The 13,908-nt window shown below is 69.2% G+C and carries 14 protein-coding genes; 2 read left to right on the top strand and 12 right to left on the bottom strand.

From position 1 onward, the window contains the following. Positions 1–4: 4 nt before the first annotated feature. The 4 genes from HB681_RS21490 to HB681_RS21475 are packed head-to-tail and all read right to left on the bottom strand — an operon-like array spanning position 5 to position 3,811. Entirely contained in the window at positions 5–991 is a 987-nt protein-coding gene (locus HB681_RS21490) for an alpha/beta hydrolase (RefSeq protein ID WP_213956904.1), read from the bottom strand. A 42-nt stretch (positions 992–1,033) separates the two neighbouring features. After that, the gene (locus HB681_RS21485) at positions 1,034–1,822 is read right to left on the bottom strand and encodes an SDR family oxidoreductase (protein WP_213956903.1); all 789 of its coding nucleotides are present in this window, start codon (positions 1,820–1,822) and stop codon (positions 1,034–1,036) included. A gap of 31 nt (positions 1,823–1,853) precedes the next feature. Next, positions 1,854–2,639, bottom strand: a complete 786-nt coding sequence (locus HB681_RS21480) for an SDR family NAD(P)-dependent oxidoreductase (protein ID WP_213956902.1) — start codon at positions 2,637–2,639, stop codon at positions 1,854–1,856. Continuing rightward, the gene (locus HB681_RS21475; protein WP_218628273.1) at positions 2,636–3,811 is read right to left on the bottom strand and encodes a CaiB/BaiF CoA-transferase family protein; all 1,176 of its coding nucleotides are present in this window, start codon (positions 3,809–3,811) and stop codon (positions 2,636–2,638) included. Before HB681_RS21475 ends, HB681_RS21480 begins: the two co-directional genes overlap by 4 nt. A gap of 139 nt (positions 3,812–3,950) precedes the next feature. Between HB681_RS21475 and HB681_RS21470 the strand changes: the two genes are divergently transcribed. Continuing rightward, complete coding sequence (locus HB681_RS21470) at positions 3,951–4,976, top strand: zinc-binding dehydrogenase (RefSeq protein WP_213956901.1); 1,026 nt, start codon at positions 3,951–3,953, stop codon at positions 4,974–4,976. Between the two features lie 18 nt (positions 4,977–4,994). Further along, positions 4,995–5,582 carry a histidine phosphatase family protein gene (locus HB681_RS21465; protein WP_213956900.1) on the top strand — a complete coding sequence of 196 codons (588 nt, stop codon included), beginning with the start codon at positions 4,995–4,997 and terminating at the stop codon, positions 5,580–5,582. A 41-nt stretch (positions 5,583–5,623) separates the two neighbouring features. Here HB681_RS21465 and HB681_RS21460 read toward each other — a convergent pair whose 3' ends face one another. The 8 genes from HB681_RS21460 to HB681_RS21425 form a co-directional block, all read right to left on the bottom strand. Beyond that, positions 5,624–6,778, bottom strand: a complete 1,155-nt coding sequence (locus HB681_RS21460; RefSeq protein WP_213956899.1) for a CaiB/BaiF CoA-transferase family protein — start codon at positions 6,776–6,778, stop codon at positions 5,624–5,626. Beyond that, positions 6,775–8,370, bottom strand: a complete 1,596-nt coding sequence (locus HB681_RS21455; protein WP_213956898.1) for a class I adenylate-forming enzyme family protein — start codon at positions 8,368–8,370, stop codon at positions 6,775–6,777. Before HB681_RS21455 ends, HB681_RS21460 begins: the two co-directional genes overlap by 4 nt. A 21-nt stretch (positions 8,371–8,391) precedes the next feature. Further along, positions 8,392–9,570, bottom strand: coding sequence for an ABC transporter substrate-binding protein (locus HB681_RS21450; RefSeq protein ID WP_213956897.1), 1,179 nt, complete (start codon positions 9,568–9,570; stop codon positions 8,392–8,394). Positions 9,571–9,589: 19 nt separating this feature from the next. Then, positions 9,590–10,285: an ABC transporter ATP-binding protein gene (locus tag HB681_RS21445; protein ID WP_213956896.1), complete on the bottom strand. Its 696-nt coding sequence runs from the start codon at positions 10,283–10,285 to the stop codon at positions 9,590–9,592. A 61-nt stretch (positions 10,286–10,346) separates the two neighbouring features. Continuing rightward, complete coding sequence (locus HB681_RS21440) at positions 10,347–11,045, bottom strand: ATP-binding cassette domain-containing protein (RefSeq protein ID WP_213956895.1); 699 nt, start codon at positions 11,043–11,045, stop codon at positions 10,347–10,349. Continuing rightward, positions 11,032–12,093: a branched-chain amino acid ABC transporter permease gene (locus HB681_RS21435; protein WP_213956894.1), complete on the bottom strand. Its 1,062-nt coding sequence runs from the start codon at positions 12,091–12,093 to the stop codon at positions 11,032–11,034. Before HB681_RS21435 ends, HB681_RS21440 begins: the two co-directional genes overlap by 14 nt. Continuing rightward, entirely contained in the window at positions 12,093–12,965 is an 873-nt protein-coding gene (locus HB681_RS21430) for a branched-chain amino acid ABC transporter permease (protein ID WP_213956893.1), read from the bottom strand. Before HB681_RS21430 ends, HB681_RS21435 begins: the two co-directional genes overlap by 1 nt. A gap of 11 nt (positions 12,966–12,976) precedes the next feature. Further along, entirely contained in the window at positions 12,977–13,846 is an 870-nt protein-coding gene (locus HB681_RS21425; RefSeq protein ID WP_213956892.1) for a MaoC/PaaZ C-terminal domain-containing protein, read from the bottom strand. Between the last annotated feature and the right edge of the window lie 62 nt (positions 13,847–13,908).

The raw sequence follows: 13,908 nt of genomic DNA, 5'->3' as shown, positions 1-13,908 counted from the left end.
GCATTCAAGGCAGGTCGCGCAAGTTGCTCCGATCGAGCCGATGCACGAGCGCCTCGCGCTCGGCATCGGCCAGCGGCGGGCCGGCGGCCGGCACCACGCGCATCAGGAACTCGACGACGGCAGCCCCGAAGGAGTCGTTGCGGTCGCCAGCCACCATGTGACTTGCCGCGCCGATCGCGACGTACTCGCTCGCCGGCGCCAGCGCCAGGAACTCCCGGACCCCTTCTTCGGTGAGCACGTCCGACATGCCCCCGCGAACCAGCAGCGAAGGCATCGAGAGCGCACTTGCGCACGCTTCCAGCCGGGCCTGCCGCCGTGCCATGTCGTGATCGCCTTCCAGGAAGCGAGGGTCCCAATGCCACCGGTATCTGCCATCCGCTGCGAGGCGGACGTTCTTCGCGAGGCCTTGCAGATGCCGGGGCCGCTCCCGGTGCGGCTGGTAGCTGGCGATGGCATCCGCCACTTCCTCCAGCGAGGCAAAGCCATCCGGGTTTCGCCGCATGAAGGCCATGATGTTCTGCACACCTCCCGCCTCGGCGCGTGGCGCGATGTCGACCAGTACCAGCGCCGCCGCATCGACCCTGCGCTCGCCTGCCGCCACCAGGCTGGTGCCGCCGCCCATGGAGGCACCCACCAGCACCGGGCGGACGGCGCCCTCCTGCGCCAGCACGCATTGAAGGTCCTGCACCATCAGGTCCTGGCTGTAGTCGCCATCGGCGGCCCAGTCGGAGTCGCCGTGTCCGCGCGCGTCGAACGCGATGGCGCGGTAACCCGCTGCGCCCAGCACTTCGCCCGTCCGCTTCCAGGCATGCCGTGTCTGTCCGCCGCCATGTTGAAGCACCACCGACACGGCCGAGGCATCGCCCCACGAATCGCCGGCCAGGCGGACGCCCCGTGCGCCCTCCCAGTAGTGCATGGGCAGGGGCGTTCCGGGCAGCCGTTCGCCGGCATTGGCGGCGGGCAATCTGGCAATCGTCGGATCGGGATGCATCGGCAAAGCTTAGCGGGCAAGGGCTGGATGCGCCGGGCCCCGCTAGAGCGCGATCCGCCCATGCGGATGGGTGCTGCTGACCCCGCCATCGACCGCGTACGACTGCCCGGTGACGAACGAGCTGTCGTCGCAGGCGAGGAACGCAGCCATCGCTGCGATCTCTTCGGGGCGCCCTGCCCGCTGCATCGGCGTCATGTGGCCGATGCGCCCTTCCTTGCCGCGTTCACGGGCCTGCTCGAACACCTTGCGCGTCATCTTGGTCTCGACCAGCCCCGGCAGGATCGCGTTGACCCGCACGCCGGTGCCCGTGAAGGCATTGGCGGCGGTTTGCGCGAGGCTGTTGACCGCGGCCTTGCTGGCGCTGTACTGGATCGAGCCTGCATTGGCGCGCAACGACGCCGCCGACGAGGTGAGGATGATCGATCCGCTGCGCTGCGCGGTCATGTGGCGGCCCGCGTACTTCACGGCCAGGAAGGCGCTGATCACGTTGACGTGCCAGACCTCGTTCCACTCGTCGACGGTCTGCTCGAGCAGCGGGGTGTTGGTGCCGGGCGTGCCGGCGTTGGCGAAGAAGACGTCGAGGCCGCCGAGTTCGGCGACACAGCTCGACACCATCGCCTGGACCTCGGCCTCGGCCGCCGCGTCGGCCACGCAAGCCGCCGCGCGGCCGCCCGCCGCGCGCACCATCGCCACGGTTTCCTCGGTGTTGTCCTGGCTGCGCCCGACCACCAGCACGGCAGCGCCCTCCTGCGCGAAGCGCAGCGCGCTGGCGCGGCCGATGCCGCTGCCCGCGCCGGTGATGATGGCGCGCTTGCCTTCGAGTCGGTTCATGTCGCTTGTCTCCTGCAAGGGAATGGCATGGTCAGCGGGTCGCGATGGTCCAGCCGCCGTCGGCGACGATCTCGGCGCCCTGCACGTAGCGGCTGTCCTCGCTGGCCAGGAAAGCCGCCACAGAGGCGATCTCCTGCGGCTCGCCGAAGCGTGCCAGCGGCATCGATGCCAGGCGCGCCTTGACCGTGGCCTCGTCGAACTTGGCAATCGAGGCCGGCGTGCCGATCATGCCCGGCACGATGGCGTTGACCCGGATGCCCATCGGGCTCAGCTCGACGGCCGCGGCACGGGTCAGGCCGAGCACGCCGGCCTTCATCGCGGCATAGCCGGTGGAATGCGTCAGCGCCTGCAGGGCCGAAGTCGAACTCAGATTGACGATCGAGCCGCCACCGCGGCGCTGCATCTGCGGTGCCGCGGCCTGCAGGGTCCAGATCAGGCCCTTGAGCCCGACGTCGAACATGCGGCCGACGCTCTCTTCGTCGACCTCGGCCAGCGGCTGGAAACGCGCCCACACGGCGTTGTTGACGAGCACGCCGACCGGCGCGCCGAAGTCGCGTTCCACCGCCTCGAATGCCGATGCCACGGCCTCGCGCCGTCCCACGTCCGCGACGTAGGCGCGCGCATCGATGCCGCGCTCGACGAGTCCGGTCACGGCGGCATCGAGGCGCGCGGCGCCAACGTCGAAGCAGGCGATGCGCCCGCCTTCGGCGGCGAAGCGCTCGGCGATCGCCAGGCCGATGCCGCGTGCCGCACCGGTGACGACGCAGACCGTGCCGGCCAGGCGCTGCGCGACGGCGAATGCGACAGCGCCGCTCATCGCGCGGCCCTCTCGGCATTCACGGCCTGCACCATCGCGCCACTGGCGCGCAGCGCGTCGATCGCGGAGGCTTCGACGCCCCATTCCTCCAGCACCTCTGCACTCTGTTCGCCGGCGGCGGGCGCGCCACGCCGCAGTCCGCCAGGCGTGCGATCGAAGCGCGGCGCGGGACTCGGGTGCAGCACGCCGTCGAAGCGGCTGAAGACGGCGCGAGCCTGCATATGCGGATGCGCCGGGGCCTCGTCGAGCGTCAGCACCGGCGAGAAGCAGGCATCCCGCCCGGCCATCACGTCGACCCATTCGTCACGCGTGCGCGTCCTGAAGATGGCTTCGAAGATCTCGCGCATCGACGCCCAGGTGCTGCGGTCGTTCTGCGGCGGCAGCGCTTCGGCGTCGAGTCCCATGGCGTCGGTCAGGGCGCGGTAGAAGCGCGCCTCGATCGCACCGACCGCGATGTACTTGCCGTCGCTGGTTTCATAGGTGCCGTAGAAATGCGCGCCGCCGTCGACGATGTTCTCGCCGCGATCGGCCGTCCATTCGCCCATCTGGCGAAAGGCCGAGAACGCAGACATCAGGTTGGCCAGGCCATCGACCATCGCTGCATCGACCACCTGCCCGCGGCCGGAGGCCCGCGCCTCTGCCAGCGCCGCCAGCACGCCGACGGCAAGGTACATCGCGCCGGCGCCCAAGTCGGCAGCGAGGTTGAGCGGCGGCACCGGCGGCCGCCCCTTCTCGCCGATGCAATGCAGCGCGCCGCTGAGGGCGAGGTAGTTGATGTCGTGCCCCACCGCCTGCGCGAGCGGCCCGTCCTGCCCCCAGCCGGTCATGCGCCCATAGACCAGCCGCGGATTCACCTGCAGGCACTCGACCGGTCCGAGCCCCAGCCGCTCAGCCACGCCGGGGCGGAAGCCTTCGATCAGGATGTCGGCATGCCGTGCCAGCTGCAACGCGGCATCGACGGCGGGCCGCGCCTTCAGGTCGAGCGCCACCGAGCGCTTGTTGCGGTTGTAGAAATCGAAATGCGGCGGCACGGGCGTGCCCAGGTCGATCGATGCCGCCCGGTCGATGCGCACGACGTCGGCGCCCATGTCGGCCAGCAAGGCACCGCAGAAAGGTGCCGGACCGATGGCCGGCAACTCGAGAACACGCACACCACTCAAGGGGCCGGGCATCGCGATCCTTCATTTAGTTCACTACCGTACGAGTAGATTATCAGGAGCAATCGACTGCGGGGTCAATCGCCCTTCCCGGGCGAAGCGTCGGTGTTTTCCATAGTTCGTACACTGGTGCACCTTCTATATGCTGATGTCCATGAAAGCTGCTGTCATCGAAGCGCGCGGACGCGCCGGGCTGGTCCTTCGCGATATTCCGGTCCCGGTGCGCCAGCCCGGCGAGGTGCTGGTGCGCGTGCACGCGGGCGGCCTGAACCGGGTCGACCTGTACATGCGCGACAACGGCGTCGGCATCACGCACACGCTGCCGCAGACAGCAGGCGTCGAGGCCGCCGGCGTCATCGCCGAGGCCGATGCCGACAGCGGCCTGGTGGCGGGGCAGAAGGTCGCCATCTTTGCCAATGCCTTCTGCGGCAAGTGTCGCTACTGCCTGGCAGGCGACCAGCCGCTGTGCGTGCGTGCGCACATCATGGGAGAGCATCGCGACGGCGGCTTTGCGGAATACGTGGCCATGCCGGCGCGCTGCGCACTGCCATTGCCCGACCACGTCGACCTGGTCGAGGCCGGCGTGGTGCTCACGGCCCATGCGACCGCGTGGCGGATGCTGTTCGGCAAGCGCGCGCTGCGCCCCGGCGAAACGGCGCTGGTGGTGGGCGTGGGCGGCGGCGTCGCGGTCGCCTGCCTGCAGCTCGCGGTGCAGGCCGGCGCGCGCGTGCTGGTGACCTCGTCCAGCGACGACAAGCTGGCGCGCGCCAAGGCGCTCGGCGCCAGCGGCGGCATCAACTACCGCAGCGAGAAGGTCGCGAAGCGTGTGCTGGAAATGACGAATGGCGAAGGCGTCGACATGGTGCTCGACAGCTCCGGTGCCGCGAGCTGGGACGACTCGCTGCGATCGCTGCGCCGCGGCGGCCGGCTCGTCACCTGCGGCGCGACCACCGGCTCCAACCCGGGCGCGGACCTGCAGCGCATCTTCATCCGCCAGCTCGAGGTGTACGGCTCGACGGGCGCCAGCATCGAGGAATGCCGCCAGCTCATCGCGCTGTTCGGGCGTGGCGCGTTCAAGCCGGTGATCGACCAGCGCTTTGCGCTGGAAGACTTCGCCGCCGCCTATGACCGGCTCGAACGCGGCGACCAGTTCGGCAAGCTCGTCCTGACGATGACCTGAAGCGCGAGCCACCACGGCATGGCCCTCAAGCAGCTTCTTCTCGTGCGCCACGCCCAGCCCGACGAAGGCCATGCGCTCCAGCCGGGCGACCCGCCGTTGCATCCGCACGGGCATGTGCAGGCGCGTGCACTGGCACTGCGCCGGCTGGCATTCGAGCCCATCGACCGCATCGTGTGCAGTCCGCAGCAGCGCGCCATCGACACCGCGGCCCCCCTGGCGCGCCTGCTCGGCATCGAGATCGAGGTGATCGAAGGCCTGGCCGAATGCGACCGGCACACTGCGCGCTATCGCTCGCCCGACACCATCCGGCGCGAGGAGCCGCACCGCTGGGCCGAGTTCCTGAAGTCGCCGCCGCGCTTCCTCGGCGTCGACCCGGACGTGTTCCGCCAGACCGTGCTCGATGCCTTCGCCGCGCTGCTGGCCGACGCGCATGGCCGGACCATCGCGGTGTTCTCGCACGGCATGCCGATCAAGACCATGGTCGCGCATTGCCTCGGCCTTGCGCGCACCGACGCCTTCTCGCTCGACCACTGCTCGCTCACGCGCCTGGTCGGCAGCTCGCTGCAGGACCTGCGCGCACGCAGCCTGAACGAATCGACGCCTTGAGCGCCGAATGCGTCCCGCGCGTCGGCGCGTGAACGCTCCTGTCAGGCCGGGCCGAACGCGCCCGCCTCGCGCAAGGCCTGCACCTCCTGCAGCTCGAAGCCCCACGCGGCCAGCACGCCGGTGGTGTCGGTGCCGGCCAAGGATTTGGGCAGCGTCGGCCGGTCGGGGGAGGTGCGACTGAAGCGCGGCGCCGGCGCCGGCTGCGCGACGCCATCCACCTCGACGAAGGTGCCGCGCGCACGGTTGTGCGGATGGGCGATTGACTCGGCCAGGTTCAGCACCGGCGCGAAGCAGACGTTGCTGCCTTCCATGATGTCGCACCACTCGGCGCGCGTCCGGCCGCGGAACACCTCCGCCAGGCGAGCGCGGAAGGCCGGCCAGCTGGCGCGATCGAGCTGGTCGGGCAGATCGGCTTGCCCGGCCAGGCCTGTCAGGCGCAGCAGCTCGGCGTAGAACTGCGGCTCGGCCGATGCGATGGTCACGTAGCCGCCATCCGAGGTTTCGTAGACGCCGTACCAGGGCGCGGTCTCGCCGTCGAGGACGTTCTCGCCGCGCGTGTCGCTCCAGGCACCGCTCGCGTGCGAGGCGAACATGTAGGTCATGAGCGATGCGGCGCCGTCGACCATCGCGGCGTCGACCACCTGGCCCTGCCCCGATTGCCGGGCCTCCAGCAGCGCGCAGACGATGCCGAAGGCCAGGTACATGCCGCCACCGCCGAAGTCGCCGACCAGGTTCAGCGGCACCGACGGCGGCTCGCCCTTGCGGCCGATGGAGTGAAGCGCGCCGGTGAGGGCGATGTAGTTGAGATCGTGGCCGGCCGCGCTGGCCAGCGGTCCGTTCTGGCCCCATCCGGTCATGCGTCCGTAGACCAGCCTGGGGTTGGCCGCGAGGCAGATGTCCGGGCCCAGCCCGAGGCGCTCCATCACGCCGGGGCGGAAGCCCTCGATGAAGGCGTCGGCCTTCACCAGCAGGCGCTGCAAGGTGGCGATGCCGGCGGCAGACTTCAGGTCGAGCGCCACCACGTCGCGGCTGCGGTTGAGCAGTTCGATGTTCGGATGCCCGGGCGGCGCCAGCTGGCCCGGCCGCTCGATACGCAGGATCTGCGCGCCCATGTCGGCCAGCATCATCGCGGCGAACGGGCCGGGCGCGAGCCCCGCCATCTCGATGATCCGGATGCCCTTGAGCGGTCCCATCATGGCCGGCGCGAGCCGTCTCCGTTTCGAGTCAGGTCGACTGCTTGCCCGGCGCCTGAATACAGGTCGCGCAACTGGCGCTTGAGCACCTTGCCGATGTCGCTGCGCGGCAGGCTCGCGACGGGTTGGATCGCACTCAGCCGCTGAGCCTTGCCGAGCTGCGCATTGGTCCATTGCAGCAAGGCATCGGCATCGGCCTGCGCGCCGTCGCGCAGCACCACGCAAGCGACCGGCGTCTCGCCCCAGCGTTCCGAGGGCACGCCGAACACCGCGACCTCGGCGATGTCGGGGTGCGTGCGCATCACGTTCTCGAGGTCGATCGGGTAGACGTTGAAGCCGCCCGAGATCACCATGTCCTTCTTGCGGTCGAGCAGGATGAGGAAGCCGTCCTCGTCGAAGCGCCCGGTATCGCCGCTGCGGATGAAGCGGCGGCCTTGCGTGTCGAACCACTCGGCCTCGGCCGTCTTCGCCGGAAGGTTGTGGTAGCCGACCATCATCGTGCCCGAGCGGCCGACGATCTCGCCGATCTCGCCGCGCGGCAGTTCGCGGCCGTCTTCATCGATCACGCGCATGTCGTGACCCGGCGCCGGATGGCCCACCGTGTGCAGCTTGTCCGGGCGTTGGTCGGCCGGCAGCACGCAGACGCCACCGCCTTCGGTCATGCCGTAGTACTCGACCAGCGCGCCCGGCCAGCGCGCGACCACGTCGGCCTTGAGCGCCGCCGGAAACGGCGCGCTGCCGCAGGACTTCACGCGGAACGCGCCCAGGTCGTAGCGCTCGAAATCAGGGCGCGCCATGATCCGCTGGAACTGCACCGGTACCATCATCGCGTGGGTCACGCGGTGTTCCTGCGCCAGTTCGAGATAGCGACCTGCGTCGAATTTGGCCATCAGCACGACCGTGCTGCCCAGCGACAGCGCGGGCAGGAAGCTCGACAGCGTCATGTTCGAGTACAGCGGGATCGACACCATCGTCACGGTGTCGGGCCCGTAGCCCAGCGAGGTGAAGAGCTGCACCTGCGCCCAGCGGAACGCATAGGGCATGACGATGCCCTTGGGCGTGCCGGTGGTGCCCGACGAATAGATGATGTTGAAGGGCCACTGCGGCTCGATCGCAATGGCTTGCGGCGCCGCGCCGACGGGGGCCAGCCACTGCGTGAAGGCCAGGCCCTCGGCCGAATCGTCGAGCGCGATGAGGGGCACCGCGATCCGCTCGCGCACCGGCTGCAGTGCAGCGGCCACCGCGGCACTCACGAACAGTCGCCTGGCGCCGGCATCGGCCACCATCGCCGCCAGGCCCGCGGCGGCGGTGTCCGGCGCCAGCGGTGCCACTGTGACACCGGCCCGCACGCTGCCGAGAAAGGTCACGGCGTACTCGAAGGAGGTGGCCGCGCAGATGGCGATCACGTCGCCCGGCTTCAGGCCGTCGCGCTGCAGCGATGCGGCGACGCGGTCCATCAGCGCGTCCAGCGCCGCATAGTCGAGGCTGCGCCCGTCCAGCCACAGCGCGGCATGCGCCGGCCGTTCGCGGGCATGCGCGCGGATCAGCTCGGCATTGGTGCCGAAATCCCGGGCCAGCAGGTCGGCGATCGCCATGTCTGCTTCAGGCCACGGCCATCACATCTTGCACTCGGGGCTCACCGGCGGCGCGATCTGCGCCGTTGGCTCGATCGACTTCATCACGATCTCGCCCTTGCCCTCGCCTGCCTTGGCGGCCTGCACGACGACCAGCGGACGCAGCAGCTGATGGTCGGCGGCGCGCATCTCGACCTCGCCCACCACGGTCTGCGCCTTCAGCCCGGCCAGCGCCGCGCGCACCGCCGGCACCTCGGCCGACTTGGCCTTCAGGATGGCCTGGTGCACCAGCTCGAAGGACATGTAGGCATCTGCGTCGATGTAGGTCGGCTTGCGCTTGTAGCGCGCCTCGAACGCCTTGACGAATTCGGCATTGCGCTCGCCCGGCATGGTCCAGAAGTAGCTCTGCGCCGACCACAGGCCGACGCTCGCATCGCCGTGCGCACCGATCAGGATCTCGTTGACCATCGATGCCGACAGCACCACCTTGTACTTTTCGAACAGCTTGAATGCCTGCTGCTGCTTGACCAGCGCGATGCCGCCCGACGACGGGTAGTACATCAGGAGGCCGTCGGCCGGCTTGTCGAGCAGCTGCGCGATGTAGCTGCCCAGGTCGGACGCGGTGATGGGGGCGAACAGCGTCTTGTTGACCTTGCCGCCGCTTTCCTGCATGGCGGCGGTGAAGCGCTTGGCGGTGTCGTGGCCGACCGCGATGTCGGCCATCAGCAGGTCCCAGTTCTTGATCCCGCTCTTCAGGGTCTGCTCGCGGAAGCTGTTGACCATCATGCCGTCGGTGATGCCGACGCGGAAGTAGTTCTCGCCGCAGTTCTTGCCGGTGAGATCGTCGGATGCCGCGGTGGCATCGATGAACAGCGCGTTGAGCCCCGACATCTTCGATGCGATCGCCAGCGAGGTGCCCGAAGGGTTCAGGCCGGTGAAGAACGAGACCCCCTGCTGCTCAACCAGCCGGTTGGCCGCCGCGATCGCCGAGGCCGGCGTGCCGGCATGGTTCTGCGTGATGAGCTCGTACTTGCGCCCGAGCGCGCCGCCCTGCGCGTTGAGCCGTTCCACCGCGAAGGCGGCGCCGTCGTTGACGAAGGCGCCGCTGACCGCGAACGGCCCGGTGTCGATGTTCACCACACCGAGCTTGATGGTCTGCGCCACCGCGATGCCGTGCAAGGCGATGGCGGCGGCCGCCACTGTCAAAAGTCTCTTGATCATGTCTGAAGGATCTCCGGGGTTAGAAGGCCAGCGCAGCACGGTGCTGCTCGGTGTCGATGTCTTCGGTGCGGCCGCGGTCGATGATTTCGCCCTTGGCCATCACGACGAAGCGCTGGCTGACGCGGCGCACCAGGTTCAGGTGCTGCTCGACCATCAGCACGCCGGTGCCGGCCGCGCGGATCTGGTTGAACACGTTGGCGAGTTCGTCGACCAGCACCGGCGACAGGCCCTCGGAAGGTTCGTCCAGCAGCAGCACGCGCGGGTTGCCCAGCAGCGCCCGCCCCACCGCCAGCATCTGCTGCTGCCCGCCGCTGAGCTCGGTGCCCATGCGGTCGCGCCGCTCGCGCAGCACCGGGAACAGCTTGTAGACCGATTCCATGCTCCAGTGGCCCTTGCGCCTGGAGGCTGCGCCGAGCAGCAGGTTGTCGCCGACCGTCAGGTGCGGCAGGATCATGCGGCCCTGCGGCGACATCGTGACGCCCTGCATCGCCGCGCGATAGGCGGGCAACTTCTGCAATGCCACGCCGCCGACCTCGATGCTGCCGCCGCTGACCGTGGTGCCGCCGAAGAAGGACATCAGCAAGGTCGACTTGCCCGCGCCGTTCTTGCCGACCACGGCGACCGCCTCGCCCTCCTCCACCTGCAGGTTGACATCGCGCAGCACGACCGACTTGCCATAGCCGGCATGCAAACCCTTGACATCGATGAAGCTCATTGAATGACCTCCGCGCTTCGCGCTGCGGTGCGAGCCCCCTTCGGAGCGGCCGGGCGGGGGTTCATGCCGCAGTCCCCAGGTATGCCGCGATCACTTTCGGATCGGCCCGCACCTGCGCCGGCGATCCGCTCGCCAGCAGGCGGCCCAGGTCGAGCGCGGTGATGGTGTCGCAGAAGCGGAAGACGGCATCGACATCGTGCTCTACCACCAGCGCCGTCACGTTGCGCGAGCGCACGACCATTGCCAGGTGCTCGAACAGCGCAACGGTTTCGGTGGTCGACAGGCCCGCGGCCGGTTCGTCCAGCAGCATCAGTGTCGGTTGGCCGACCAGCGCCAGCGCGATGTCGACGCGCCGCTGGTCGCCATAGGCGATGCTGTCGGCGATCTCGTCGTAGACGCTGCCGAGTTGCAGCGTGTCGACGATGCCGGCCAGGTCTTGCTCGCCGAGCTGCGACGCCACCAGCTCCAGTTGCTCGCCGACCCGGATGCCGGGAAAGATGCTGGTGCGCTGGAACGAGCGCGACATGCCCAGCCGCCGCCGCTGCACCACCGACAGGTGCGTGATGTCCTGCCCGTTGACGAAGACCCGGCCGCGCGTCGGCTTGCGGCGCCCGGTGATGGCGTCCATGAGGGTCGACTTGCCGGCACCGTTGGGGCCGATCACGCCGTGCAGCACGCCGCGCTGCGCCACCTCGAGGCTGACGCCGTCCAGCGCCTTGACGCTGCCGTAGGAAACGCTGAGGTCTTCAACGCGCAGCATCGTTGCCTCCTTGCGCCTTGGCGGCAGCCGGCTTGCCCAGGCGCGCGATCATGTTGCGGGCGAATCCCATGGTGCCTTCCGGGAACGCGACGATGACCAGCACCACGGCCAGGCCTGTCAGCAGTTCGAGATGGCCGGTGGCGCCGAACTGGTCCTGCCCGATGACATAGAGCAGCGCGCCAAGCACGGGGCCGCTGACCGTCGCGACGCCGCCGACCAGCGTCGACACCAGCGCGTGCCCCCCGGTCACGAAGTCGAGCAGCTCGGGCGATGCGAAGGCGGTGTGCAGCGCCGTCAGCAGGCCCGACACCGCGGCAATGAAGCCGGCCAGCGTGAACGCGAACACACGCGGCAGGTAGGTGTTGAAGCCGGAGAAGCGCATGCGCTCCTCGTTGGCGCGGATCGCGCGAAGCACGCGTCCGGTGCGCGACTGGCCCACGCCCCACGCCAGCAGCATGACGGCGCACAAGGCAAGCCAGGCGACCGGCCAGAACAGCCCGGGCTTGGCGAGCTGCGCCTGCGTCAGGCCGAAGAAGGTGCCCGAGAAGGTCAGCGCCAAGCCATCATCGCCGCCGGTGACGGGCCGGAAGTCGGTGATCATCACCATCGAGCGCAGCATCTGCGCCAGTGCCAGCGTGAGCATCGCGAACGGCAAGGGCCGTGCGCGCACGACCAGTGCGCCGATCAGCGCCGACAGCGCCGTCGCCGCGACCAGCGTCAGCACTGCCGCCGTCATCGCGTTCCAGCGGAACTGCGTGACCGCGATCGCGAACAGGTAGGTCGCGCTGCCGGTGAAGGCCGCGGCGCCGAACATCATGAGCCCACTCTGGTGCGCGAGGAAGCCGATCGCCACCGCGGCGATGCCCAGCACGATGGCATTGATGAGCAGCCCGAGATAGAACGTGCTCTTGAGCACCATCGGGACGAACAGCCCCAGCACCACCAGCGCGGCGACGATCAGCGCCGGCTTCAGCAAGGCGCGCGCGCCGGAGCGGGCGCCCGTGGCATGGTGCGGCATGGCGTCGTGGACCATCGGCAGCGCGGCCATCAGGCCACCCTTCCGCGGCCGAGCCCCTGGGGCCGCCACAGCAGGACGAAGAACAGCAGCAGGTAGGGCGCCATCACCGCCACGGTCGGCGAGACCAGCGTCCCGATCACCTGGATCAGCCCGTAGATCACGGCCGCCGCGATCGCGCCGCCGATGCTGCCCAGGCCGCCGATCACCACCACGATCAGGCAGCTGATCAGGATGCTGCCGCCCATGGCCGGGTCGACCGAGAGATAGGGGCCTGCCAGCACGCCGGCCAACCCGGCGAACCCGGTGCCCATGCACACCACCAGCAGGCTCAGCCGGTCGGTGTTGACGCCCATCATCCGGGCCACCATCGGCTGCTGGCTCACCGCACGCACGTGCATGCCCGAGCGGGTGTATTTCAGCCACACCGCCAGCGCCACGCAGGTGCCGAAGCCGACGGCGATCAGGAAGATGCGATAGGCCGGGTAGCGCTGGCCGAACAGGTCGATCGAACCCGCCAGCGAGGCCGGCGCCTCCATCTGCAGCGGCGCGGTGCCCCAGATCTTGATCACCACCTGGCTCAGCACCAGCGCCAGGCCGAAGGTGACGAGTGCCACGTCCATGTGCGAGCGATGCTGCAGCGGGCGGATCGCGAGGTACTCGAAGGCCACGCCGAGCGCGGCGAGCAGCAGCGGCACGATGACCAGCGCCGCCCAGAAGTTGAAGAGCCCGGAGAAGGTGTAGCCGAGGTACGCCCCCAGCATGAACAGCGCGCCGTGGCCGAAGTTCATGACGTCGCGCAGCCCGAAGATCAGCGCCAGGCCGCTGGCCAGGATGGTGAGCAGCGAGGCCAGCGCCAGTGCGTTGGCAAGCTGGGCGATGTTGAAGACCTGCGAGAAATCCATCGTGCCTCCGTTCAGCGATCGGCAAAGCGGCATTCGCCGCGATCGAGCACGACCACCTTGCGCTCCACGGCCATGCCGCGAAACCGCACGAGTCCATCGCCCTCGTCGAACAGCTCGATGCGGATCGTCTCGCCCGGAAACGCGGGTTGCGCGAATCGCACGAACATCGCGCGCAGACGCTCGGGCCGGCCGGGGCTGAAATGCTTGAGCGCGGCCCGGCAGGCCAGGCCCATCGTGTTGAGGCCGTGCGAGATCGGCCGCTCGAAGCCGGCGCTGCGCGCCACGGCCGGGTCGGCATGGATCGGCATGTAGTCACGGCTCACCAGTCGGTACAACAAGGCGGCTTGCGGCATGGTGCGGTACTCGACGTGCACGCCGGGAACGGCGTCATCGCGCAGCGCCGCCGGCGTTGGCGGCGCGGTGCCGAAGCTGCCGCAGCCGCCATCGCCACGCAGGAACTGCGTCGAACGCAGGCTGGCCAATGCGTCGCCGGTGTGCGCGTCCGCGATGTCGGTGTCGAAGTGGATCAATGCGCCGCGGCCGACACCCTTGTCGACGACCGCACGGATGCCGTGCGTGGCGCGGATCGAGGCGTTCAGCGGCAATGGCCGATGCAGCTCGAAGCCCATTTCCCCGTGCAGGATCCTGACCCAGTCGATGCCCGTGGCCGGGTCGGCATGCCACAGCTCGGGCCAGCCGAGCACCACGCATTGGCTTGGCACCGGCGCCTGCGCGCGCTCCTCGTAGACGTAGGGAAGCTCGTCCTCGTCGAGCGGATCGGAACCGATGCCCAGGCCCAGCGCGTACAGCGCGCAGTCACGCCAGTCGTATCGCTGTTCGGAGACATCGAAGCGACGCTCGACGACGTTCTGCAGGTTCATGTTGTCTCATAGGCCCGGTGTGTTCCAGACAATCAGCATACTAGATAATATGCATGCGTACT

Source organism: Variovorax sp. dw_954 (genome assembly GCF_018449755.1).
Classification (GTDB): Bacteria; Pseudomonadota; Gammaproteobacteria; order Burkholderiales; family Burkholderiaceae_C; genus Variovorax.
The sequence above is the reverse complement of the archived record's forward strand: the minus strand, read 5'-3'. Positions and strand labels throughout refer to the sequence as shown.